Annotated in this window: 21 protein-coding genes and 1 pseudogene; 10 read left to right on the forward strand and 12 right to left on the reverse strand. The window is 73.3% G+C overall.

Going from position 1 to position 22,952, the window contains the following annotated elements:
• Window positions 1–5 precede the first annotated feature (5 nt).
• Window positions 6–299, forward strand: coding sequence for a DUF4031 domain-containing protein (locus ACN267_RS27510; RefSeq protein WP_204957556.1), 294 nt, complete (start codon window positions 6–8; stop codon window positions 297–299).
• A gap of 45 nt (window positions 300–344) precedes the next feature.
• Here ACN267_RS27510 and ACN267_RS27515 read toward each other — a convergent pair whose 3' ends face one another.
• Window positions 345–980: a metal-dependent phosphohydrolase gene (locus ACN267_RS27515; protein WP_204957557.1), complete on the reverse strand. Its 636-nt coding sequence runs from the start codon at window positions 978–980 to the stop codon at window positions 345–347.
• 58 nt (window positions 981–1,038) lie between these two features.
• Between ACN267_RS27515 and ACN267_RS27520 the strand changes: the two genes are divergently transcribed.
• On the forward strand, window positions 1,039–2,298 hold the full coding sequence (locus ACN267_RS27520; protein ID WP_374760102.1) for an FUSC family protein: 1,260 nt from the start codon (window positions 1,039–1,041) through the stop codon (window positions 2,296–2,298).
• 57 nt (window positions 2,299–2,355) lie between these two features.
• Window positions 2,356–3,871: pseudogene (locus ACN267_RS27525) on the forward strand (PrsW family intramembrane metalloprotease).
• 41 nt (window positions 3,872–3,912) lie between these two features.
• Here the strand turns inward: ACN267_RS27525 and ACN267_RS27530 are convergent.
• Window positions 3,913–4,080 carry a hypothetical protein gene (locus tag ACN267_RS27530; RefSeq protein WP_204924719.1) on the reverse strand — a complete coding sequence of 56 codons (168 nt, stop codon included), beginning with the start codon at window positions 4,078–4,080 and terminating at the stop codon, window positions 3,913–3,915.
• A gap of 97 nt (window positions 4,081–4,177) precedes the next feature.
• Window positions 4,178–4,525, reverse strand: coding sequence for a GroES family chaperonin (locus tag ACN267_RS27535; protein ID WP_204924720.1), 348 nt, complete (start codon window positions 4,523–4,525; stop codon window positions 4,178–4,180).
• A gap of 156 nt (window positions 4,526–4,681) precedes the next feature.
• On the opposite strand from ACN267_RS27535, the gene ACN267_RS27540 reads away from it, so the two are divergent.
• Window positions 4,682–5,986, forward strand: coding sequence for an AI-2E family transporter (locus ACN267_RS27540; RefSeq protein ID WP_372445936.1), 1,305 nt, complete (start codon window positions 4,682–4,684; stop codon window positions 5,984–5,986).
• Window positions 5,987–6,044: 58 nt separating this feature from the next.
• Here ACN267_RS27540 and ACN267_RS27545 read toward each other — a convergent pair whose 3' ends face one another.
• Window positions 6,045–8,225, reverse strand: a complete 2,181-nt coding sequence (locus ACN267_RS27545; RefSeq protein ID WP_204957560.1) for an ATP-dependent DNA helicase — start codon at window positions 8,223–8,225, stop codon at window positions 6,045–6,047.
• A gap of 141 nt (window positions 8,226–8,366) precedes the next feature.
• Here ACN267_RS27545 and ACN267_RS27550 point away from each other — a divergent pair, with 141 nt between their 5' ends.
• The 4 genes from ACN267_RS27550 to ACN267_RS27565 all read left to right on the forward strand — a co-directional run bounded on the left by ACN267_RS27550 (window position 8,367) and on the right by ACN267_RS27565 (window position 11,711).
• Complete coding sequence (locus ACN267_RS27550) at window positions 8,367–8,873, forward strand: DUF402 domain-containing protein (RefSeq protein ID WP_204957561.1); 507 nt, start codon at window positions 8,367–8,369, stop codon at window positions 8,871–8,873.
• A gap of 81 nt (window positions 8,874–8,954) precedes the next feature.
• Complete coding sequence (locus ACN267_RS27555) at window positions 8,955–9,956, forward strand: PPK2 family polyphosphate kinase (protein ID WP_239484959.1); 1,002 nt, start codon at window positions 8,955–8,957, stop codon at window positions 9,954–9,956.
• A gap of 119 nt (window positions 9,957–10,075) precedes the next feature.
• Entirely contained in the window at window positions 10,076–10,702 is a 627-nt protein-coding gene (locus tag ACN267_RS27560) for a DUF47 domain-containing protein (RefSeq protein WP_067311399.1), read from the forward strand.
• A 4-nt stretch (window positions 10,703–10,706) separates the two neighbouring features.
• The gene (locus ACN267_RS27565; protein ID WP_281902512.1) at window positions 10,707–11,711 is read left to right on the forward strand and encodes an inorganic phosphate transporter; all 1,005 of its coding nucleotides are present in this window, start codon (window positions 10,707–10,709) and stop codon (window positions 11,709–11,711) included.
• Between the two features lie 52 nt (window positions 11,712–11,763).
• Here ACN267_RS27565 and ACN267_RS27570 read toward each other — a convergent pair whose 3' ends face one another.
• Window positions 11,764–12,732: a Gfo/Idh/MocA family protein gene (locus ACN267_RS27570; protein ID WP_421489984.1), complete on the reverse strand. Its 969-nt coding sequence runs from the start codon at window positions 12,730–12,732 to the stop codon at window positions 11,764–11,766.
• A 136-nt stretch (window positions 12,733–12,868) separates the two neighbouring features.
• Here ACN267_RS27570 and ACN267_RS27575 point away from each other — a divergent pair, with 136 nt between their 5' ends.
• Complete coding sequence (locus tag ACN267_RS27575) at window positions 12,869–13,789, forward strand: NUDIX hydrolase (protein ID WP_204957564.1); 921 nt, start codon at window positions 12,869–12,871, stop codon at window positions 13,787–13,789.
• Between the two features lie 641 nt (window positions 13,790–14,430).
• On the opposite strand, the gene pstB is transcribed toward ACN267_RS27575, so the two are convergent.
• The 7 genes from pstB to ACN267_RS27610 all read right to left on the reverse strand — a co-directional run bounded on the left by pstB (window position 14,431) and on the right by ACN267_RS27610 (window position 21,602).
• Window positions 14,431–15,207 carry a phosphate ABC transporter ATP-binding protein PstB gene (pstB, locus tag ACN267_RS27580; protein ID WP_145921987.1) on the reverse strand — a complete coding sequence of 259 codons (777 nt, stop codon included), beginning with the start codon at window positions 15,205–15,207 and terminating at the stop codon, window positions 14,431–14,433.
• Between the two features lie 17 nt (window positions 15,208–15,224).
• Window positions 15,225–16,313, reverse strand: coding sequence for a phosphate ABC transporter permease PstA (gene pstA, locus ACN267_RS27585; protein ID WP_204957565.1), 1,089 nt, complete (start codon window positions 16,311–16,313; stop codon window positions 15,225–15,227).
• Window positions 16,310–17,401 (reverse strand): phosphate ABC transporter permease subunit PstC, encoded by a 1,092-nt coding sequence (gene pstC, locus ACN267_RS27590; protein ID WP_088643170.1) that lies wholly within the window; start codon window positions 17,399–17,401, stop codon window positions 16,310–16,312. Before pstC ends, pstA begins: the two co-directional genes overlap by 4 nt.
• A gap of 42 nt (window positions 17,402–17,443) precedes the next feature.
• Window positions 17,444–18,547, reverse strand: a complete 1,104-nt coding sequence (gene pstS / locus ACN267_RS27595; protein WP_204957566.1) for a phosphate ABC transporter substrate-binding protein PstS — start codon at window positions 18,545–18,547, stop codon at window positions 17,444–17,446.
• 323 nt (window positions 18,548–18,870) lie between these two features.
• Window positions 18,871–19,794, reverse strand: a complete 924-nt coding sequence (gene mshD / locus ACN267_RS27600; protein ID WP_421489985.1) for a mycothiol synthase — start codon at window positions 19,792–19,794, stop codon at window positions 18,871–18,873.
• Between the two features lie 27 nt (window positions 19,795–19,821).
• Entirely contained in the window at window positions 19,822–20,709 is an 888-nt protein-coding gene (locus ACN267_RS27605) for a polysaccharide deacetylase family protein (RefSeq protein ID WP_421489986.1), read from the reverse strand.
• A gap of 176 nt (window positions 20,710–20,885) precedes the next feature.
• Complete coding sequence (locus ACN267_RS27610) at window positions 20,886–21,602, reverse strand: winged helix-turn-helix transcriptional regulator (RefSeq protein WP_088643167.1); 717 nt, start codon at window positions 21,600–21,602, stop codon at window positions 20,886–20,888.
• Between the two features lie 273 nt (window positions 21,603–21,875).
• Between ACN267_RS27610 and ACN267_RS27615 the strand changes: the two genes are divergently transcribed.
• The gene (locus tag ACN267_RS27615; RefSeq protein WP_204957569.1) at window positions 21,876–22,913 is read left to right on the forward strand and encodes a hypothetical protein; all 1,038 of its coding nucleotides are present in this window, start codon (window positions 21,876–21,878) and stop codon (window positions 22,911–22,913) included.
• Window positions 22,914–22,952 lie beyond the last annotated feature (39 nt).

Raw genomic sequence — 22,952 nt, forward strand, 5'->3', positions numbered from 1 at the left:
CCGCCATGCTGTACCTGGACCGGCCCGCCTGGCCGTGGCGCGGTCGGCTCTGGTCGCACCTGATCAGCGACGTCTCCCCGGCGGAGCTGCACGTGTTCGCCGAGATGCTCGGGGTGCCCCGGCGCGGATTCGACCGGGACCATTACGACATCCCCGCCGACCGGTTCGCCGTGGCGGTGTGGCTCGGTGCCCGGGTGGTGCCCAGCCGGGAGATCGTCCGCCTGCTGTACGCCGCCGGCCTGCGCCGCCCCAAACACCTCAACCGCCCCGACCTGCCCGGGGACCTCGCCCGCCGCTGACGCCGGTCGGCCCGCACCCCGGGGTGTCGACGGTCGGCCGGCAGGTCAGCGCAGGGACGTCAGCTCGCGGCGGAGGTTGGCGCGGGCCGGTGCCTCCCACCGGGCGGCCAGCGGGGGCAGCCGGAACAGGGTCGGCAGGGCGAGCAGCCCGTCGAGCACCCGGGCCCGGCCGGCACGGAAGTCCGCCTCGGGCACGTGCGCGTACTCGGCGCGGATCGCGGCGGCGTACCCGTCGTACACCTCGGGGGGTGTGGCCAGGACGGCCAGGTCGGCGTCGCAGAGCAACGCGCCGTCACGGTCGCCGGGCGCGGTGCGGTGCCCGGCGGTGAGCAGCACCAGCCGGCGGACCTCGGCCACCGTGCCGGCCGGCACCCCCAGCCCGGTGAGCAGGTCGCCGGCCAGTTCTGCGCTGGCCCGTTCGTTGGCGTCGGCGGCGGCGCGCGGGTCGTAGACGGCGTCGTGCGTCCAGGCGGCGAGCGCGACCCGTTCCGGCCGGTCGGCCAGGTCGGCGTGCCGGTCGACCAGGTCGAGCACCGCCCGCAGGTGGTGCTCCGTGTGGTAGCGCCGGTGCGGTTCCCGCCAGCGGTTGAGCAGGTCGACCCCGGCGGCGGTGAGCGCCGGCCCGGCGGCGGCCCCGGCGGCGAGCGCCGCCGCCACCCACCTGTCGATCAGCTCGGTCACCCGGACGATTCTGCCGCAGGGATGAACCGGTGTGGCGCGGGTAGTCCCCGCCATGGCGCTGGCCCGGGACCGACGACCGTCACTGTTGCATCGGACCGGGCTGCGTGACGCCGGGGACGACGTCGACACCGCGCGGATCGCCGAGGCGGTGGCCTACCTGCGCCACCGGGGCCGGGCCACCCTGCGCGACCGGCTGCACCAGGTGCACCTGGCGATGGGCCTGGCCGTGCAGGCGGGGCTGGCCGCCGCGCTGGCCTGGATCGTGTCGCACCACCTGCTGGGCAACCCGCAACCGGTCTTCGCACCGATCTCGGCGGTCGGCACCCTGGCCGCCTCGGTCGGCCAGCGGCTGCGCCGGACCGTGGAGCTGATCGTCGGGGTGGCGGTCGGGGTGTTCCTCGGCGACGTGCTGATCTACTTCCTGGGCACCGGAGGCTGGCAGCTCGGGCTGGTGGTGACCGCGGCGATCGTGCTCACCACCTTCTTCGGGGCCAGCGTCGCGGTGGTGATCCAGGCCGCCGCGACCGCCGTGCTGATCGTCACGCTGAGCCCGTCCACCGAGGATCTGGAATTGCCCAGGTTCGTCGACGCGTTCGTCGGCGGCGGCATCGCCCTGCTGGTCACGGCGATCCTGCTGCCGCTCAACCCGCTCCGGGTGATCAACCGGGCGGCCCGGCCGGCGCTCGACCTGCTCGCCGACCAGCTCGACGTCTGCGCCCAGGCGTTGCGTGACCGGGACCGGAGCGCCGCCCAGCGGGCGCTGGACCGGCTCCGCGAGAACAAGGAGGAACTGGCCACCTTCACCGAGGCCATCGAGGGGGCGAAGGAGACCAGCACGCTCTCCCCGGCCCGCTGGCACCGGCGCAGCGAACTGACCCACTACGCCGAGGCGGCCGACCCGATCGACCGGGCGATGCGCAACAGCGGCACCCTGATCCGGCGCGCGGTCACCATGATCGAGGACGACGAGCCGGTTCCGGAGCCGATGCCCGACGCGGTGGTCCACCTGGCTGAGTCGGTCCGCCTGCTGCGCCACGAGTTCGCCGCCGGGGACGAGCCGGAACGGGCCCGGGAACGGTCGCTGCGCGCGGTCAGCGAGGCCGGCCGGGCGTACGACCAGGGGGTCGGGTTCTCCGGCAGTGTGGTGATCGCCCAGGTGCGTACGACCGCCAGTGACCTGCTGGTCGCCTCGGGCATCGAGCAGGAGGACGCCAACCGGCTGGTCCGGCAGGCGTTCGGCGACAAGGACAAACCGGGCGGCGGCCCGGCGGAGCAGCACGCCGCCCCGAAACCCCCGACCGCGCCGCCGCTGGGCTGACCCGACCGCGCCGTCCCTGGGCTCGTCCGACCGCGCCGCCCCCGGGTCGCCCCGGCCGTGGACCGTGCCGTCGCGCACCGGGAGAGCCCGGCCGAACGGGCCGGGGATGACTACGCTGATCCACATGGCCGACACCCCGCCCGGCGGGCCCCCGCTGACGCCCGCGCCCGCCGTACCGTCGCCGGACGCCGCCGCGCCCCGGATGCCGCTGCGCCGGCTCGGCTGGCGGCGGGTCCTGGTGCTGGCCGGGGTGGTGCTGCTGATCGCGGCCTGCGCGGTCTACATGCTCTACACGCTCGGCTCCAACCTGGGTCTGGACGCGCTGCTGGTCGGGGTGACCGCGGCGATCCTGCCGGTGCCCGTCCTGGTCGCCTGCTTCCTCTGGCTCGACAGGTACGAACCCGAACCGCTGAAGTACCTGATCTTCTGCTTCGCCTGGGGCGCGTTCGTTTCGACCGCCGCGTCGCTGACCGTCAACAACACCTTCGCCGCCCTGTTCAAGGACTGGGGGGTCTCGTCGTCGCTGACCGGGGTGCTGGTGGCCCCGTTCATCGAGGAGCTGACCAAGGCGCTCGGCCCGATCCTGCTGCTGATCTTCCGGCGCAAGGAGTGGTCCGGGATCACCGACGGCCTGGTCTACTGCGGGCTGTCCGCCGTCGGGTTCGCCATGGTGGAGAACATCCTCTACCTGGGTGGCCTCGGGTACGCCTCGGGCGTCGACCAGTGGGGGCCGGCCACCGGTGTCCGCAACGTCATCGTCATCTTCATCTCCCGGATCCTCTTCTTCGGCTTCGCCCACCCGCTGTTCACCTCGATGACCGGGGTGGGGCTGGGCATCGCCGCGCGCACCGCCGACCGGCGGGTCCGGGTGCTCGCCCCGGTCGCCGGCCTGCTGCTGGCGATGATGCTGCACGGCACCTGGAACCTGATCCCGACGCTGGTGCAGGCCACCGGCCAGGCGGTGATCTTCTTCTACGGGATGGTCGCGGTGATGGTGCCGATCTTCTTCGGCATGGTCGGCTTCGCGGTCTGGCTGCGCGCCTGGGAGGGGCGGCTCACCGAGCGGACCCTGCCCGACTACGTGCGGGCGGGCTGGTTGAGCCCGCCCGAGGTGGCCGCCCTGGGCAGCCTGGGCCGCCGGCACGCCGCCCGCACCTGGGCCCGGCGGGTCGGCGGGGACGCCGGGCTGCGCGCGATGCGCGGCTACCAGTTCGCCGCGACCCGGCTGGCGCTGCTGCGCGACGGGATGCGGCGTGGCCTGGACCGCAAACCGGCGGAGCGGGAGAACACCCTGCGGGAGGAACGGCAGCTGCTGGAGACGATCGCGGCGTACCGGTCGTTCTTCGTCGGCCGGGACCCGCAGACGCCGGTGGGGGTCTGGGACGGGCAGCGCTACCACCTGCGGTTCCCCGACGGCACGCAGCGGGTCGTCGACGCCCCGGACTCGCCGGTGGTGCCGATCCCGGTGGTGCTGGCCCCGCCGCCGCCCCCGGCGTACCCGGCCGGCTACGGCCCGCCCGGCTGGTACGGCCCCCGCCCGGCCGCCCCCTGGCCGCCCGGCGGCGGACGCTGACCGGCCCGGCCGGGCGCTGACCGGCCCGGCCCCGGGTGGGGTCAGGTCATCAGGGTGGTGAGGAAGTCGCCGAGGCCCTGGGCCATCGCCATCAGGGCGGCCCCGATCCCCTTGAACATCTGGGCCGCCCCGTCCGGGCGGAACGCCATGAAATAGATCAGGAAGGCGACGCTGCCCCAGAGCAGCACCTTCTTCACGAGAACCGGCATCGTCCCTCCCCAGGGCACCTGGACGTGCCTGGCTTCCCGCCGGGAAGCGGGACAAACCGGTAGGCCGCCCGGGACGACTGCCGGGGAGGGACCGGACCTACAGGTAGAGGCCGGTGCTGCCGGTGGACTCGCTCTCCACCCGCTCGGCGGCGACGGCGTGCACGTCCCGCTCGCGCAGCAGCACGTACCCCCGGCCGTGCAGTTCGACCTCGGAGCGGTCGTCCGGGTCGAAGAGCACCCGGTCGCCGGCCACGACGGCGCGTACGTGCGGACCCACCCCCACGGCGGTGGCCCAGGCCAACCGCTTGCCGACGGCGGCGGTGGCCGGGATGACGATGCCTGCGGTGGAACGGCGTTCGCCCTCGCTGCCGTCCACCTTGACCAGCACCCGGTCGTGCAGCAGGCGGATCGGCAGGCCGGTGTCGAGATTCGGGTCGGCGGTCACGCCAAGACGCTACCGTGTGGGCCGGTGGCGTCCGTGCGGTGGTTGAGCCGATGCGGCGCGGGGCAATGAGTGGCGGAACTGCCCTACGGTGGCGGGCGTACGGACGTACCCTGTCCGGGCCGTCGCCACGGGCGTCCCGGTGTCGTTTCTCAGGAGGTGCGCTTGAGCCGCTTCGAGCGGGTACGCGGCCGACTCCGCCGTGCCTACGAGTCCGGACGGGAGTCGGTCCGCGCGGGACGCGCCGATCCGGTCGACGCGCCCGAGGGGGCCGGAGTGGCCACCCCCGCGTTCCCCGGTCCGCCGGCCGCCCCGTCGGCGACGGTGGTCGGGGTCGAGCCGCCGGCGGCCATGCACAACTCCACCTCCAGCCGGGACGACGCCGACGTGCCGCACGCGCTGCGGATCGCCGCCGCCTGGTCGTGGCGGTTGATCGTGATCGGTGTGGTCACCTGGGCGCTGCTGAGGATCGTCGGGACGATCAGCATCGTGATCATCCCGCTGGCGGTGGCGCTGCTGCTCTCCGCGCTGCTCGCCCCGGCGGTGGGCTGGCTGCTGCGGGCCCGGTTCCCCCGCTCGCTGGCCACCGCCGTGGTGCTGGTCGGCGGCCTGGTCGCGGTGTTCGGCACGCTGACCCTGGTGGTCAACGAGTTCATCCAGGGTGTGCCGGAGCTGAGCGAGAAGTCGTCGCAGGGCGTGCGGCAGATCCAGGACTGGCTCAAGACCGGCCCGCTGCACCTGTCGGACAGCCAGCTCAACCGCTACATCGAAGAGGCACAGGGCTGGATCAACGGCAACACCGAGAGGTTCACCAGCGGGGCGCTGGCCACCGCCACCACGCTGGCCGAGGTGTTGACCGGCACGGTGCTGGTGCTCTTCGCCACCTTCTTCTTCCTGCGTGACGGCAGCCGGATCTGGCGGTTCCTGGTCCGCCTGCTGCCGGTCGCCGCCCGGTGGAAGGTCGACGACGCCGGTCGGGCCTCCTGGGCGACGCTCGGCGCGTACGTGCGGGCCACCGTGCTGGTGGCGTTCATCGACGCGGTGGGCATCGGCATCTTCCTGGTCGTCTTCGACGTCCCGTTCGCGTTCCCGCTGGCCGCGCTGGTCTTCCTCGGGGCGTTCATCCCGATCGTCGGCGCGTTCCTCTCCGGGGTGGTGGCGGTGCTGGTGGCGCTGGTCGACAGCGGCCCGGTGACCGCCCTGATCATCCTGGGCGTGGTGATCGGCGTGCAGCAGGTCGAGGGTCACCTGCTGCAACCGTTGATCATGGGTCGGGCGGTGGCCATCCACCCGCTCGCGGTGATCATCGGGATCGCCGCCGGGGTGGTGCTCGCCGGCATCACCGGCGCGCTGGTCGCGGTGCCGCTGATCGCGGTGCTCAACACCGCCGTCCGCCGACTCGCCGCCCGCAGCGTGCCGGACACCCCGCCCGACGCCGTGGTGGTCGCCTCCCAGGCCCCCTGACCCGGACCGGCCCGCCGCCCGTTCCCCGCCGGGGGAGCGGGCGGTTGCCGTGCGGGGGTCAGGCCTTGGCCAGGCGTTCCAGTGCGCCCCGGGCCACCTCCGGCCGGGTGGTGTACCAGAACGGGGGCAGCGAACGGCGCAGGAACGGCCCGTAGCCGCGCGCCGTCTCCAGCCGCGAGTCGAGGACCGCGACCACCCCCCGGTCGCCGGTGGCCCGGATCAACCGGCCCACCCCCTGCGCCAGCCGGACCGCCGCGATCGGCACGCTGACCGCCGAGAAGCCGGACCCGCCGCCCGCGTCCACCGCCGCCGCCCGGGCCGCCGCCAGCGGCTCGTCGGGGCGCGGGAACGGCAGCCTGTCGATCACCACGAGCTGGCACGAGTCGCCCGGCACGTCCACCCCCTGCCAGAGCGACATCACCCCGAACAGGCAGCTCGACCGGTCGTCGCGGAACCGGCGCACCAGCAGCGGCAGCGCCTCCTCGCCCTGGAGCAGCACGGGCAGGTCGGTGCGCGCCCGCAGCAGCTCCGCCGCCTGCTGCGCGGCCCGCCGGGAGGAGAACAATCCGAGAGTACGACCACCGAGCGCGCCGACCAGCCGCAGCAACTCCTCACCGGCCGCCTCGGGCAGCCCGGAGACGCTGGGCCGGGGCAGGTGCGCGGCGACGTACAGGATGCCCTGCCGGGCGTAGTCGAACGGTGAGCCGACGTCGAGCGACGACCAGCCCGGCCCCGACGTGGCCGGCACCACGCCGGTGGCGGCCCGGCTGCCCGGGGCACTCGCCACCCCGCCGGCATCCGGCCCGGGGCCGCCGACGACCCCTGTCGAACGGCCGGCGGTGGCGGTGGCCAGCGCGGCGGCGGCCGGGGACGGCGGGGCGGGCGGCGGGGCCTCCAGGCCGAGCGCCCGGGCCACCGTGTCGAACCGGCCGCCCAGCGCCAGGGTCGCCGAGGTGGCGACCACGGTGCGCTCGTCGTACAGGTGGGTGGCGAGGGTGCCGGCGACGGACAGCGGTGCGACCACCAGCGCCCGGCGGCTGCCGTTGTCCGGCTTCTCCACCCAGGCGACGTCGTGGTCGGCCTCCTCCAGCAGCCGCTGCGCGGTGCTCGACAACTCGTCGAGCACCGCCTTGGCCTGCTGCTTGCGGACCGGGTCCGGATCGTCGGCCTTGATGTCGCCGATCGCGTCCAGGGCGGCCCGGGTGGCCGCGTCCAGCAGCGTGCACGCCTCCCGCAGCGGGCCGGGCAGGCCGCCGGTGAGCCGCCCGGCCGGGGCCTCGGCCAGCCCGACGGCGAGCGCGTCGCCGGCCTCGGTGAGCCGGTCGGCGACGTCCGGCCGCAGCAGCGGGCGGGCGCGGCGGGCGGACCTGTCGATCTGCTCCGGCACCAGCTCGGCCTGGGCGGCCGAGGAGACCCGGTCGGCCAGCTCGTGCGCCTCGTCGACGATCAGCAGCTTGTGCGGCGGCACGATGTGCCGGCCGGCCAGCATGTCCACCGCGAGCAGGCTGTGGTTGGTGACCACCACGTCGGCCTCCCGGGCGCGGGCCCGCGACGCCTCGGCGAAACACTCCTGCCCGAACGGGCAGCGCGACGCCCCCACGCACTCGCGGGCCGGCATCGAGACCAGCCGCCACGCCTGGTCGTCGACGCCCGGGTCCAGCTCGTCCCGGTCGCCGGTGTCGGTCTTCTCGGCCCAGTCGCGCAGCCGCTGGATCTGCTTGCCCATCCGGCCGGCCTCGCCGAGCCACTTCGTCCCGCCGGCGGGCCGCTCGGCGGGGGCGTCGAAGAGGGTGTCCTCCGGCTCGTCCTCGGTGGAGTTGTCCAGCCGGGCCAGGCAGAGGTAGTGGTGCCGCCCCTTGAGCACGGCGAAGGTCGGGCGGCGGCCGAGCAGCGGCTCGACCGCGTCGGCGAGCCGGGGCAGGTCGTGCTCGACCAGTTGGGACTGCAACGCCAGGGTGGCGGTGGAGACCACCACCGGCCCGTCCACGGTCAGCGCCGGGGCGAGATAGCCCAGCGACTTGCCGGTCCCGGTGCCCGCCTGCACCAGCAGGTGCTCGCGGGCGGCGACGCTGCGTTCGATCGCCTCGGTCATCTGCTGCTGGCCCGGCCGGGTCGCGCCGCCGGGCACCGCGCCGACCGCCGCCGCCAGCAGCTCGGTGCCGCTCGGCCGGCCACCGCGCCGTCGGCCGGAGCGGGCCGCGGGGGTGCTGGGGCCGGCGGCGGTACGGGGCGGAGTCACCGTGCGACGGTACCCGCCGCCGCCGACAGTGGACGCGCCCCCGCCTCCCCGCGTGGCGCGGTCACCGTCCGGATTGTCGTGACCTCGGACCGGTCAACTCACTGCGGCGGGGAGGGGCCGGAATCGGCTAGGGTGCGATTCATGCCGAGCGACGTGGTCCGCGTGATCTACCGCAAGTACGACGGCAGCGCCCACCGCGACTACCCGGCCCGCCGGCTGGCCGAGGACGACCTCGGGGTGTGGCTGGGGGTGACCGAGGGCACCGCGTCGGTCTACCACGGCCGGCCCTCGGTGGAGCAGATCCCCTTCGTCCTGCTGGTGCCGCACCACGCCTGGTGGACGGGCATGTTCAACCCGCCGCCGAGGACCAGCGAGGTCTACTGCGACATCGCCACCCCGGCCCGCTGGGAGGGCGACGACACCGTCCACCTGGTCGACCTCGACCTGGACGTGGTGCGCCGCCGGAGCACCGGCCTGGTGGAGCTGCGCGACGAGGACGAGTTCGCCGAGCACCGGGCCCGGTTCGGCTATCCGGACGACGTGGTGGCGCAGGCGCAGGCGGCGGCGGCGAAGCTGCTCACCGCCCTCGGTGACGGCACCGAGCCGTTCGCCTCGGCGTACCGGAAGTGGCTGGCCCTGGTGGTCTGACCTGGGCGTGGCCTGACCGACGCGGGTTCCCCCACCGATGCCCGGGAGGCGGCCGGTGCGGCGGTGGGCGAGGATCGGGGGATGCGCGCAGACGAGCAGACGGAGGTCGTCGTACCCGAGGGGGCGACGATGCGGCAGTTGTTGCGGGTGCCCGGCGGTGGCGGCCCGGTCGACCTGGGGGCGGTCGATCCCCGGGCCACCCCGGGCCTGCCCGCCGTGGCGGGCCGGGGCGGTGCCCGTAAGCCGTGGGCCCGCCGGCAGGTGGAGCTGGTCGGCGCCGGGCTGGCCCGGCAGCAGGAGATGCTCTTCGCCACCGCGCGGGCCGCCGGCGAACCGGGCCCGTCGGTGTCGGCTCCCGCCCGGGACGGGGCGCGGCTGGGCCGGGGCCGGCCGGGTCGGCTGCTGCTGGTGCTCCAGGCGATGGACTGCGGGGGCAAGGACGGCACGGTGAAGCGGGTGGCCGGCGCGATGAACCCGCTCGGCCTGCACATCCGTTCGTTCGGCCCGCCGACCCGGCAGGAGTTGCGGCACGACTTCCTGTGGCGGGTCCGCCGGGCGCTGCCCCCGCCCGGGTACGTCGGGGTGTTCAACCGCTCGCACTACGAGGACGTGCTGGTGGCCCGGGTCGACGCCCTGGTGCCGGAGCACACCTGGCGGGCCCGCTACGACCAGATCAACGCGTTCGAGCGGGAGCTGACCGACGGCGGGGTGACCGTGGTCAAGGTGCTGCTGCACATCTCGCCGGACGAGCAGGCGCAGCGGTTGTCGGAGCGGTTGACCGATCCGACGAAGTACTGGAAGTACCAGCCGAGCGACCTCGACTCCCGGGCCCGCTGGGACGACTACCAGGCCGCGTACGCGGAGGCGCTGGGGCGGTGCGACACGGACGCCGCGCCCTGGTTCGTGGTGCCGGCGGACCGCAAGTGGTACCGGGACTGGGCGGTGGCGCACCTGCTGCGGGAGACGTTCGAGGGTCTTGATCTGGGGTATCCGGCTGCCGGTTTCGACGTGGAACGGGAGCGCCAGCGGTTGGCGAGTGGCGGTGGTGACGGCCGAGGTGAACAGCAGATGAACGAGCGGTGAATCGGGTCTGACCAGGGGTAGGCCGGCGGAGACCCGCTCCGGCGGGGTACCTAGCATGCATCAGCGGACGCCCCCTGGGGCGGCGGCCACCCTTCCACCGACACGACGAGGTCCGTGCTGTGAAGTTTTCCTTCCGTCCCACCGAGGGCGCCTTCTACGAGCTCTTCACCAGGGCAGCGCAGAACCTGGTGAAGGGCACGGAGCTGCTCAACGAGCTGGCCCTGCCCGGCGTCGACGTGCAGTCGGTCAGCGAGCGGTTGACCGAGGTCGAGCACGACAGCGACCAGATCACCCACGATCTCTACAAGAAGATCAACTCCACCTTCATCACCCCGTTCGACCGGGAGGACATCTACCGGCTGGGCTCGCTGCTCGACGACGTGATGGACCACCTGGAGGCGGTCGGCAACCTGCTCTACCTCTACGGGCTCACCAAGCTCCCGTCGCTGCCGCGTGAGCTGCACGAGCTGGTCAACGTGCTCGACCTCCAGGCCAAGCTGACCGCCGAGGCGATGCCCCGGCTGAAGTCGATGAAGGATCTCGAGGACTACTGGATCGAGTGCAACCGGCTGGAGAACGACGGCGACCAGGCGTACCGGATGCTGCTGGTCCGGCTCTTCTCCGGCGAGTACGACGCGCTGACCGTGCTGAAGATGAAGGAGGTCGCCGACGAGCTGGAGGCCGCCTGCGACGCCTTCGAGCACGTGGCGAACACAGTCGAGACCATCGCGGTCAAGGAGTCCTGATCCTGTGAGTCCCGAACTCATCGCCGTGCTGGCGGTGATCGCGGTGGCCCTGGCGTTCGACTACACCAACGGCTTCCACGACGCCGCCAACGCGATCGCCACCAGCGTCTCCACCCGGGCGCTGACCCCCCGGATCGCCCTGGGCCTGGCCGCGGTCGGCAACTTCGTCGGCGCGCACTTCGGCGCGGGGGTCGCCAAGACCGTGGGCGACGGCCTGGTCACCCTCCCCACCGGGGTGGGCAGTCTCGGGGTGGTCTTCGCCGGGGTGCTCGGCGCCATCGCCTGGAACCTGATCACCTGGTACTTCGGCCTGCCGTCGTCGTCCTCGCACGCGCTGTTCGGCGGGCTGGTCGGGGCGACCCTGCTCTCCACCGGCGGGGTGGTGCAGTGGGTCACCATCGGCGAGAAGGTCATCCTGCCGATGGTGCTCTCCCCGATCATCGGGCTCACCCTCGGTTACCTGCTGATGCTGGCCATCCTGTGGACGTTCCGCAAGGGGCAGCCGGCCAAACTCAACCGGGGCTTCCGCTGGGCGCAGACCGCCTCGGCGGCGGCCATGTCGGTGGGCCACGGCATGCAGGACGCGGCCAAGACCATGGGCATCGTGGTGCTGGCCCTCTACACCGGCGGTTTCCAGGACGACAAGACGCACATCCCGGGCTGGGTCTTCTGGACCTCGGCGACCATGCTGGCGCTCGGCACGTACGCCGGTGGGTGGCGGATCATCCGGACCCTCGGCCGCAAGATCATTGACCTGGGCCCGCCGGAGGGTTTCGCGGCCGAGACGGTGGCCAGCGCGGTGCTCTACTTCAACGCGCTGGTGCTCAAGGCCCCGATCTCCACCACCCACACGATCACCTCGGCGATCATGGGGGTGGGCGCGACCAAACGGCTCTCCGCAGTCCGCTGGAACGTGGCCGGCAACATCGTGCTCGCCTGGATCATCACGTTCCCGGCCGCCGCGCTGATCGCCTGCCTCACCTACCTGCTGGTCCGCCCGCTGTTCTGACCGTCGTCGCGAGGGGCACCCCGGTCCCGGGGCGCCCCTCGCGACGACGTGCTCAGGCGTAGTCGACGCCGATCCGGCCCCGGATGTCGTCCAGCAGGCCCATCACCTCCAGGGTGACCGCGTGCGGCACCAGCGGGCTCTCGGTCAGCCCGGCCGCCAGGCACCGCTGCACCTCGGCGGCCTCGTACTGGTAACCGCCGCCGGTCGGGTCGTCGGTGAGCGTCTCCGGCTCGGCACCGGCCCGGTGCAGCACCGCCGAACCCGGCCGGAAGAACGGTTCGGGCAGCTCGATCCGGCCGGTGGTCCCGGTGATCGCGGCGGTCAGCGGGGTCGCCCCCACCATGCCGCAGCCCAGCGTGGCGACCGCGCCCGAGTCGTACCCGAAGACGATGCCGGTGTTCTCGTCCACCCCCTCCGGGCTGAGCTTCGCCCACGCCTGCACGTGCTGCGGCACGCCGAGCAGCAGGTGGGCCAGGCTCACCGGGTAGACGCCCAGGTCCAGCAGGGCGCCACCGCCCAGCGCCGGGTTGCGCATCCGGTGCTCCGGTGGGAACGGCCCGGCCACCCCGAAGTCGGCCCGCACGCTCGTGACCTCGCCGATCGCCCCGGCCCGGACCAGCTCGACCAGGCGCAGGATCAGCGGGTTGCAGCGCATCCACATGGCCTCCATCAGGAAGACGCCCCGGGCCCGCGCCAGCTCGACCAGCTCGGTGCTGGTGGCCAGATCAAGGGTGAACGGCTTCTCCAGCAGCACCGCCCGCCCGGCCTCCAGGCAGATCCGGGCCGCCTCGTGGTGGGCGGCGTGCGGGGTGGCCACGTAGATCGCGTCCAGCCCGTCGTCGGCCGCCAGCTCCGCCCACGAGCCGTGGGCCCGGTCGGCCCCGTAACGGCCGGCGAACTCCTCGGCGCTGCCAATGGTCCGTGACCCGACCGCGACCAGCTCGGCCCCCGGCACCAGCCGGAGATCCTCGGCGAACCGGCCGGCGATGTGGCCGGTGGACAGAATCCCCCAACGTGTCATGCCGCTACGCTAACCCGCCGCTGGTCGCCCGCCGGTGGCCCGAGGCCGTCCTCCCGCCCCGGGGTCCGGGGTCCGCCGCCCGGGGCCGGGGTCGTCGACCCGGGGGCGGTCCGGGCGGCGGGGCTAGGCTCGGCGCATGACGATCGACGGCACCGGTTTCCCCGCCCCGCCGGCCCTGGTCGAGCACGCCCGCCGGTTCCACGCCGAGGGCGGCACCCCGGCGACACCCCGGGTCGCGGCCACCGTGCTGCTGCTCCGCCCGGCCGGCACCGACTTCGAGGTGTACGTCATCCGCCGGGTCGCCGCGATGGCCTTCGGCGGGGTGTACGCCTTCCCCGGCGGCGGGGTCGACCCGTCGGACTCCGAGGCGCACCTGGACTGGGCCGGGCCCGACCCGGCAACCTGGGCGGGCCGCCTGGGCGTCACGCCGGACGCCGCCCGGGCGGTGGTGTGCGCCGCCGCGCGGGAGGTCTTCGAGGAGGCCGGGGTGCTGCTTGCCGGCCCCGACCCGGACACCGTGGTGGGTGACGTCAGCGGTGACGACTGGGAGGCCGCACGGCAGGATCTGGAGGCACGCCGTCGGGGCTTCGCCGGGCTGCTCGCCGAGCGGAAGCTCACCCTGCGGTCCGACCTGCTGCTGCCGTGGAGCCGGTGGATCACCCCGGAGTTCGAGCCGCGCCGCTTCGACACGTACTTTTTCGTCGCTCTGCTGCCCGCGGGGCAGCGGACCCGGGACGTCTCGGGCGAGGCCGACCACACCATGTGGATCCGCCCGGCCGACGCCCTGGCCCGCGCGCGGGACGGTGAGCTGGCCATGCTCCCGCCCACCCTGGTCACCCTGGCCGAGGTGGCCGCCGCTGCGGCTGGTGACGGTGTGTCGGCCGGCGGCGTCGCCGCTGGCGGCGGTGATGGTGCCGGCGGTGATGGTGCCGGCGGCGTGGCTGCTGGCGGTGGCCTGGCTGCGGTGGCGCGTGCCTCGGCGGCCCGGGACGCGGCCACCCCGGTGACCCCCCGCCTTCACGTCGCCGAGGACGGCACCCCGCACTTCATCGCCTGACCGGCTATGTCCCGCGTCGGGCAGGGGGCCGAGCGGCCGCCGCCCCTGCCGTGCCCGCCCCTGCCGCGCGTCCTCACCGCACCCGCTCCGGCTGCGCCCGGCCCTCCCGCGCCTGGCCTTCCCGCGCCTGGCCTTCCCGCGCCTGGCCTTCCCGCGCCTGGCCTTCCCGCGCCTGGCCTTCCCGCGCCTGGCCTTCCCGCGTCGGGGTCCGCCGTGCCTGGCCTTACCGCGCCTGGCCTTACCGCGCTCGGCCTTCCCGCGTCCGGGTCCGCCGTGCCTGGCCTTACCGCGCTCGGCCTTACCGCACCCGGGGTCCGCCGTGGGCGGCCCCGCCGCGCCCACCGAGTGGGTTCACCTCGGATCCTTTCGAGCTGATGACGTTGGCGACTCACCGGCACCCGCCGGTGCGGGCGGCGGTTCGCCGTGCCGTCGGGCGGGGGCTTCTCAGGGCGATGGGACCGGTGAGGTCGCCGGACAGGCGAGTCGTTGACGTCATCAGGTCGAAAGGGCCCGCTGGAGTGTTCCTGGACCGCATCATTCCGCCGCGTCGGCGGTCGCCCCCGCAGGGACGCCCCGGCGCAGCGAACGTGCGGACCGGACCGGCTGGACCGGCCCGTAAAGACCGGACCGGTGGGCGGGGGTCAGCCGAAGCGGCCGGTGATGTAGTCCTCGGTCTTCTTCTGGCCGGGGTTGCTGAAGATCTTCTGGGTGTTGTCGTACTCGATGAGCCGGCCGGGGTCGCCGGTCTTCTCGATCGAGAAGAAGGCGGTGCGGTCGGAGACCCGGGCCGCCTGCTGCATGTTGTGGGTGACGATGATGATGGTGAACTTGTCCTTGAGCTGGAACATCAGGTCCTCGATGGCCAGCGTCGAGATCGGGTCCAGCGCCGAGCAGGGCTCGTCCATCAGCACCACCTGCGGCTCGACCGCGATGGTGCGGGCGATGCAGAGCCGCTGCTGCTGACCGCCGGACAGGCCCGCGCCGGGCTTGCCGAGCCGGTCCTTGACCTCGTCCCACAGGTTCGCCGCGCGGAGCGCCTTCTCGGCGGCCTCGTCCAGGATGGACTTCCGGCGGACCCCGTTGAGCCGCAGCCCGGCCACCACGTTCTCGAAGATGCTCATGGTGGGGAACGGGTTCGGCCGCTGGAACACCATGCCGATCATGCGGCGGACGGCGGTCACGTCGACGTCGCGGTGGTAGACGTCCTGGCCGTCGATGGTCAGGCTGCCCTCGACCCGGGCGCCCGGCAGCACCTCGTGCATCCGGTTGATCGACCGCAGGAAGGTCGACTTGCCGCAGCCGGACGGCCCGATCAGGGCGGTGACCGTCTTCGGCTCGACCGTCAGGTTGATGTTCTCGATCGCCTTGAAACCGCCGTAGTAGGCGGTCACGTCGGTGGCGTCGATGCGCTTGGCCATGGTGGTACCTCCGGGGTTCATCGGCCGAGCCGGTTGCGGCGGGCCAGCAGCTTCGCGGCGACGGTCAGGACGAGCACGAGGACGACCAGGGTCAACGCCGCGGTCCAGGCCCGTGCCGGGGAGTACTTCGACGCCTCGCCGGCCTGCTGGTAGACGAAGAGGGCCAGCGACGACTGGTTGTTCTCGAACGGGTTGAAGTTGATCGCCGCGCCGCCACCGGCGACGAGCAGCACCGGGGCGGTCTCACCGGCGGCCCGTGCGATGGAGAGCATGATGCCGGTGACGATGCCGGGCAGTGCGGTCGGCAGGACCACCCGCAGGATGGTCTTCCACTTCGGCACGCCGAGGGCGTACGCGCCCTCCCGCAGCGGCGCGGGGACCAGCCGCAGCATCTCCTCGGTGGAACGGACCACCGTGGGCAGCATCAGCACGCTCAACGCGAGCGCGGCGGCGAACCCGGAGAAGCCGGGCTGCCCGTCGTTGAACCACGGGGACACGATCAGCACCCAGAAGGCCAGCACGAACAGGCCGGTGACGATGGACGGGATGCCCGTCATCACGTCGACGAAGAACCGGATGGTGAAGGCGAACCGGCCCCGGCCGTACTCGACGATGTAGATCGCGCAGAGCACGCCGAGCGGGACGGTGATCGCGGTGGCGATGCCGACCTGCTCCAGCGTGCCGACGATGGCGTGGTACGCGCCGCCGTTGGCGTCCCGGGCCCCGATGTTGTTCATCGAGCTGCCGAAGAAGTCACCGTCGAGCCGGGCGGTGCCCTTGCTGACCAGCGTCCACACCACCGAGGCGAGCGGCAGCACGGCCAGCACCAGGGCGGAGTGGATCAGCGCGCTCCAGAACCGGTTGCGGGCCGAGCGCCGACCCTCGACCGCGTTCGCCGCGACGAAGAGACCGGTCAGGTAGAGCACCGCGCCGAGCACCACGACCAGGACCGGGCCGCCGAGGTCGACACCGTAGACGAGGCCGGCGGCGACCAGCAGGGCCAGCACCGCCAGGGCGGGGGCGGCGTACCCGGGCAGACGGCGGGCCCGCAGGCTGTCTGGCTGGGCCGGTGGGCGGGAACGGCGGGGGGTGAGGGTGGTGGTCATGCGGCCGACTCCGTGAACTCGCGGCGGCGGTAGATGATCGCCCGCGCGGTGATGTTGACGACCAGCGTGATGGCGAAGAGCACCAGGCCGGAGGCGATGAGCGCACCCCGGCCGGTCTCGTTGGCCTCCGCGAACCGGTTGGCGATGTTCGCGGCGATGCTGTTGCCGCCGTTGGCGAGGATGTTGAACGAGATGGCGTACGTCGAACCGAGGGTGAGCGCGAGCGCGATGGTCTCGCCGAGCGCCCGACCCAGGCCGAGCATGACGGCGGCGATGATGCCCGGCCGGCCGTACGGCAGCACCGCCGTGCGCAGCATCTCCCAGCGGGTGGCGCCCAGCGCGAGGGCGGCCTCCTCGTTGGCGGTCGGGGTCTGGAGGAACACCTCGCGGGAGAGCGAGGTGATGATCGGCAGCACCATGATCGCCAGGACCAGCGAGCCGAGCAGGATCGAGTTGCCGTACGGGCCGTCGCCGAAGATCGGGATCCAGCCGAAGTACCGGTTCAGCCAGGCCGACAGGTCGGCGACCGGCCCGACGAGGTAGTCCCGCCCCCACAGGCCGAACACCACGCTCGGCACGGCGGCCAGCAGGTCGATCACGAAGCCCAGCGCGGTGCCGAGCCGCCGGGGCGCGTAGTGCGACAGGTAGAGGGCGATGCCCAGCGCCACCGGCACCGCGACCAGCAGCGCCAGCAGGGCGGTGAGCACGGTGCCGAAGGCGAGCGCGCCGATGCCGAAGGTGGGTGGATCGTCGTTGGGGAACCACCCCTCGAAGGTCCAGAAGTTCGCACTGTTGGCCCGTAGCGCCGGCACGGCCTTGGCGATCAGGAAGACCGCGATGGCCGCGATGATGACCAGCACGGCGACGCCGGCGGCCAGGGTCACGCCACGGAACGCCCGTTCCGCGCCGAACGCGCGGGCCCGGGGCAGCCCGCCGCCTCCGCCGAGGCCACGGTCGTCATCGGGGGTACGGGGGCTGACTGGTGCCTCGGCCACACGCGCCGAGGCACCGGCGGACCGCTCGTGACCCAGGGTCACGGGGTGTCCGCCGGTGCCGGCGTGTGCCGAGCGGTGAGGGGTTTCACCCATCTGCTCGCTCGCTTCGACTTGAGGTGATGTCGCTCGGGATGGTCAGGCCAGGTTCTTGACCGCGGCCTCGACCTTGGTCCGGACCGAGTCGGGCAGCGGGGCGTAGCCCAGCTCCACCAGTTCGGCCTGGCCCTCGGTGCTGGCGGCGTGCCCCAGCAGGCCCTTGACCAGCGGCAGCTTGTCGGCGGCGATGCCCTTGCTGCACACGATCTCGTAGGTCACCAGGACGATCGGGTACGCCCCGGCCTCCTTGGTGGCGTAGTCGATCGACATCTTGAGGTCGTCGCCCTGGCCCTCGATCTTGGCCCCGGCGATGGTCTTGCCGGCCGACTCGGCGGTCAGCTCGGTGTACTCGCCGGCCCCGTTCTGCACCTTGGCCTTCTTCAGGCCGGAGTTCTCGGCGTACGACCACTCGACGTAGCTGATCGTGCCCTCGGTGCTCTTGACCTTGGAGGCGACCCCGTCGGACTTGGGGGCGCCGAGGCCACCGGGGGCCTTCCACGCCTTGTTGTTGCCGAAGGTCCACTCGGCCGGCGCGGTCTTCGACAGGTACTTGGTGAAGTTGTCGGTGGTGCCCGACTCGTCGGAGCGGTGCACCGTCTGGATCGGCGAGGCCGGGAGCGTGGCGTTCGGGTTGTCGGCCTTGATCGCCGGGTCGTCCCACTTGGTGACCTTGCCGGCGAAGATCTGCGCCAGGGTGGTCGGCTTGAGCTGGAGGTTGTCCAGGCCACCGACGTTGTAGACGACCGCGACCGGCCCGATCACCATCGGCAGGTTGAGCGCCGCGCCGCCGGTGCACTTGGCGTCGGCCTGCGGCTGCTCCTCCGGCTTGAGGGCGGAGTCGGAACCGGCGAAGTCGGCGGTGCCGGCGATGAACGCCTGGATGCCCGCGCCGGAGCCGGTCGACTCGTAGTTGATCGTGGTGCCGCTGCACTTCTGCTGGTACGCCTTGATCCACTCAGCCATGGCGTTCTTCTGCGCGGAGGAGCCCTGCGCGTTCAGGGTGCCCTTGCCACAGTCGGCCGCGCTGGCCGAGCCGGAGGCGGAGGCGCTGGCCGGCTCGTTGTTGTCCGAGCCGCAGGCGCTGAGGCCGAGGACCGCGGTAAGAGCGAGGCAGGCAATGGCGCCGTGCCGCTGGAGCTTCACCTGAGGGGTTTCCCTTCACGTCTTTGGTCAGGTCGCCCGGATGGGGCCCGAGTGCCGGCGCTGACCGGCTGACACGAAAGCTAGAAGTGCCAGGTAGACGGTTCGCCGGTCGGAAGTGAACGGAGCATGAACAGCCCCGGCCGGGAAGGTGACCGCTGCCTGAGGCAGGGTTGTCCGTTAGGTGAACTGCCGTCCCGGTATCCGCATTGATGCGATATATCCGGGCAGCCGTTATCCGCGCGTGGCCCCGCCGTTACCGCACGGAGACCGCACCGGTCGTGCCTCGGCAGGTCACCGGACGGGGTGGAGGGGACGGGGCGGCGTCAGCCCAGGTGGTAGTTGACGTGCCCGCACCAGCGGGCGAACCCGAGCCGTTCGTAGAGCGCGACGGCGGCGGTGTTCGACTCGTCGACGTAGAGCATCACCCGGTCCAGCCCGCGCCGGTCCCGCAGGTAGGCCAGGCCGGCCGTGGTGAGTGCGCGGCCCAGGCCGCCGCCGTGGGCGTCCGGGTCCACCCCCACCACGTAGACCTCACCGGTACGGGCCGAGCCCGGCCGCTCGTGCACCTTGGTCCAGTGGAAGCCGAGCAGCCGCCCGGCGGCGTCGACGGCGAGCAGGAAACCGTCCGGGTCGAACCACGGCTCGGCCTGCCGGGCCCGCAGGTCGTCGATGGTCCACCGGCCCTGCTCGGGGTGCGTGGCGAAGGCGCGGGCGTTGAGCGCGAGCCAGGCGTCGTCGTCCGCACCGGGGCGGAAGGACCGCAGCGTCACCCCGTCCGGCAGGCGGGGCGGTGGCACCGCAGCGGTCAGCGGGCGGCGTAACTGCCAGAGCACCCGGGCCCGGGTGAAACCGAGGTCGACGGCGAGCGCCGCGGCGGACGGGTGGTCACCGTGCGCCCAGGCCCGCAGCGGGCCGGACGCCGCCGCGAGGACGCCCCGGACCAGCGCCCGCCCGGTGCCCCGTCGCCGGAAGGCCGGGTGCACCACCAGTTCCACCCCGACCCCGGACTCCGGCTCGGTGGTGTCCAGGTGGGCGTAGCCGGTCAGGGTGCCGTCGGTGGCGCGGGCGGTCAGGTGCCCGGCCGCCGCCTGCGGGTCACGCAGCCGCAGCAGGGTGTGCTCGTCGAACGGATCGGCCCCGTCGGCGTCGCCGCCGAGCCGGGCCAGGGCCAGCACCTCGGTCGCCTCGGCCGGGGTGAGGCGGTCGGTGCGGACCACCCGGTCGGCGTTCGGTTCGACGCTGCTCATCCCGCCACCGTAGTCGGCGTCGCCGGCTCAGTTGGCCCCGCTGGTCGGTAGCGCCTCTAGATGGAACCGGCCGGTCAGGTCGGGCAGCAGCCGACGCAGCGCGTCCACCGTGCCCTGCCGGTCGCCACCGGCGTCGTGCATGAGCACGATCGCGCCCGGCCCGGTGTCCCGGGAGACCGCCGCGATGATCTTCGCGGCCCCGGGGACCTGCCAGTCGTTGGGGTCGACGGTCCAGTGCAGCGGGGTCATCCCCAACCCTTCGGCGACCGACACCACGGGGTACGTCCAGGCCCCGCCGGGCTGCCGGAAGTAGCTGACCGGGGCGTCCGGCACGGCGGCGTGGATGGCCGCGTTGGTCCGCAGCAGGTCGGCCCGGATCAGAGCGGTGGATCGCTTGCCGAGCAGCACGTCATGCTGCCAGGAGTGGTTGCACAGGGTGTGCCCGTCGGCCACGATCGCCCGGATCAGGTCCGGGTGGTCCTGGGCGTTCTCGCCGACCACGCAGAACGTCGCCTTGACCCCGTACGTGCGCAGCACCTCCAGCACCTGCGGCGTGTACGTCGGGTCGGGGCCGTCGTCGAAGGTCAGCGCGACCTCGCCGGTGCCGGTGCTGGCGTGGCTGCCGAACGGGCCGTCTCCGCCGCTGGCGGGTTGCGCCGCGTCCGGGTCGGCCCCGGCGGTGGGGCTGCCGGCCGGGGTGGTCCCGTCGGGGCTGGTGCCGTCCGTGGTGGCGGGCGGCGCGGCCGGGTCGGCGGGTTGCTCGCCGTACTGGGCCCCCGCGATCTGCGTCGTGCCGAGGGGCTGGCGGGGCGGGTCGGGGGTCATGCTGCGGCCGAGCGCGTACGCGGACCCGAGCAGGGCGGCCAGCACCAACGTGACGACGCCGATGGTGCCGCCGGTCGACCGGGTACGCATCAGCGCCACCGTCGGTCCGGATCGCGGGACGATCCTCGTGTCGCCCCCGTGGTCAGTGCACGCACCGTAGCCCCTCTCACCCCTGCTGATTCCGGCACCAAGAATAGAGCCGACAACAAGGGCAAAAGGGGCGTATCGGAAATAGTCCTATCGGGGTGCGGTGGTACCGCCCGGAATCAGACCGGCAACGGGGCGGGCTCGGACTCGGGCAGCGACCGGGACGACGGCGGGACCACGAACTTGTAGCCCACCTGGCGGACGGTGCCGATCATCGACTCGTACTCCGAGCCGAGCTTGGCCCGCAGTCGCCTGACGTGCACGTCCACCGTCCGGGTGCCGCCGAAGTAGTCGTAGCCCCAGACCTCGCGCAGGAGCTGGTCCCGGGTGAACACCCGGCCCGGGTGCTGGGCGAGGAACTTGAGCAGCTCGAACTCCTTGTAGGTGAGGTCGAGCGGCCGGCCCTTCAGCTTCGCCGCGTAGGTGTCCGGGTCGATGTTCAGCTCGCCGGCCCGGATCGAGCCGCCGGCGCCGGAGGTGGCGTTGCTCAGCCGGCCCACGGCGAGCCGCAGCCGGGCCTCCACCTCGGCCGGACCCGCCCCGGCCAGGATCACGTCGTCGACGCCCCAATCGGCGTTCAGGGCGATCAGGCCGGCCTCGGTCACCACCGCGACCAGCGGCACGCCCAGCCCGGTGGCGTGCAGCATGCGACAGGTGGCACGAGCCTCGCTCAACTCCGACCGGGCGTCGACCAGCACCGCGTCCGGGCTTGGCCCGGAAACCAGGGTGCGGACGTCACGCGGTGCGGTACGGACCGAATGCGGCAACAGGTCGAGTGCCGGCAGCACCGCCGAGGGCTCACCTGCGCGCGCGGTCACCAGCAGCAGGAGCTCCACACGATCACCTCCGTCCCGGCGGCCCTTCGGCCGCACGCGACCAGCTGCCCCGCGGGTGGGCAGGGCGCTGAGAACTTGCGTGGGTCCCGGCGTCGCTGACGGGCGGGTAACAGCCTGAGCGTAACCGATTGCTCCGCTGTCACCCCGGCGTCCTTTCCTGTTTGTCGGATCTGCCCGTGATCACCGGTCAGGTTTTAACGTCGCCGAAACCGTGATCCCCGTCCGGCACCCCGTGATCCCCGCCGAACCCCGTCGGTCTGGCACGATCGGGGCGTGTTTCCCTCCACCTCGCCCGAGACCGGCCGTGACCCGTGGGCCGACGACGCCCCCGACGGCCCGGCGGACGGGCCCGCACCCGGGCCCCGCCCCGCCCCGGACGACGACCCCGGAAGCCGACGCGAACGCGGCCCGCGCCGGTTCCGCAAGGGCGGCGCACCGCGTCGCAGCGAGGACGACGAGGTCGAGCCGGACGAGGAACCGGTCGAGCCGGTCGAGGTACGCCGGCAGCTCTCGCTGACCGTCGCCGGTTTCGCCGCGCTGCTCGGCGTCGGCCTGGTGCTCGGCGCGCAGACCGCCGGCCCCGGGCACCGGCTGCCGTTCGCGATCATCGTGTTCGGCGTGCAACTGCTCTTCGTGCTGGCCTGGACGATGGCCATGCGCCCGCCCGCGCTGCTGCTGGTCGCGCTGACCAGCGGCGTGGTCGCCGCCGGGGCCGACATCGCCGCCGTGCAAACCGACGTCGCCGGGCTGGCCCCGCTCGGGTACGTGGCGCTGGGCGGGTTCCTGGTCGGGGTGCTCGGCCAGCTCGTCCGCCGGGTGGACCGGGTGCGGGTGACCGACTCGCTCGGCACCACCCTGCTCATCGTGGTCGGCGTGGTGGCGTTCGCCACCCTGATCACGCTCAGCCGGATTCCCGCCGGCACCCAGGCGATCACCGTCTGCCTGGCCGCCACCGGCGTCGCCCTCACCGTGGCCCGGCTCACCGATGCCGTGCTCGCCTGGCCCCGGCTCGCGCCGCAGGTGCCCCGGGGGGCCGCCGGGGTGGTCGTCGGCGCGATGGTGGGCACCCTCACCAGCGCCCTGCTCGGCAGCTACCTGGTCGGCTTCACCCCGACCAGCGCCGCGGTGATCGGGCTGGTCAGTGCGGCCACCGCCGTGCTGGCCGACCTCGCCGTCGGCTACGCCGAGGCGGGCCGGCTGATGGCCGGCGAGCCGCCCACGATGTGGATCGCCCGGCACATGCAGGGTCCGCTGGGCGGGTTCGCGCTTGCCGCTCCGGCGGCGTACGCCATGTGTGTGCTCTTTCTCTGATCCTCCGACGCCGGCCGGGGCCGCTGACGGCGGTGGGGC

The organism is Micromonospora sp. WMMD734 (genome assembly GCF_049178975.1).
GTDB lineage: Bacteria > Actinomycetota > Actinomycetes > Mycobacteriales > Micromonosporaceae > Micromonospora > Micromonospora wenchangensis.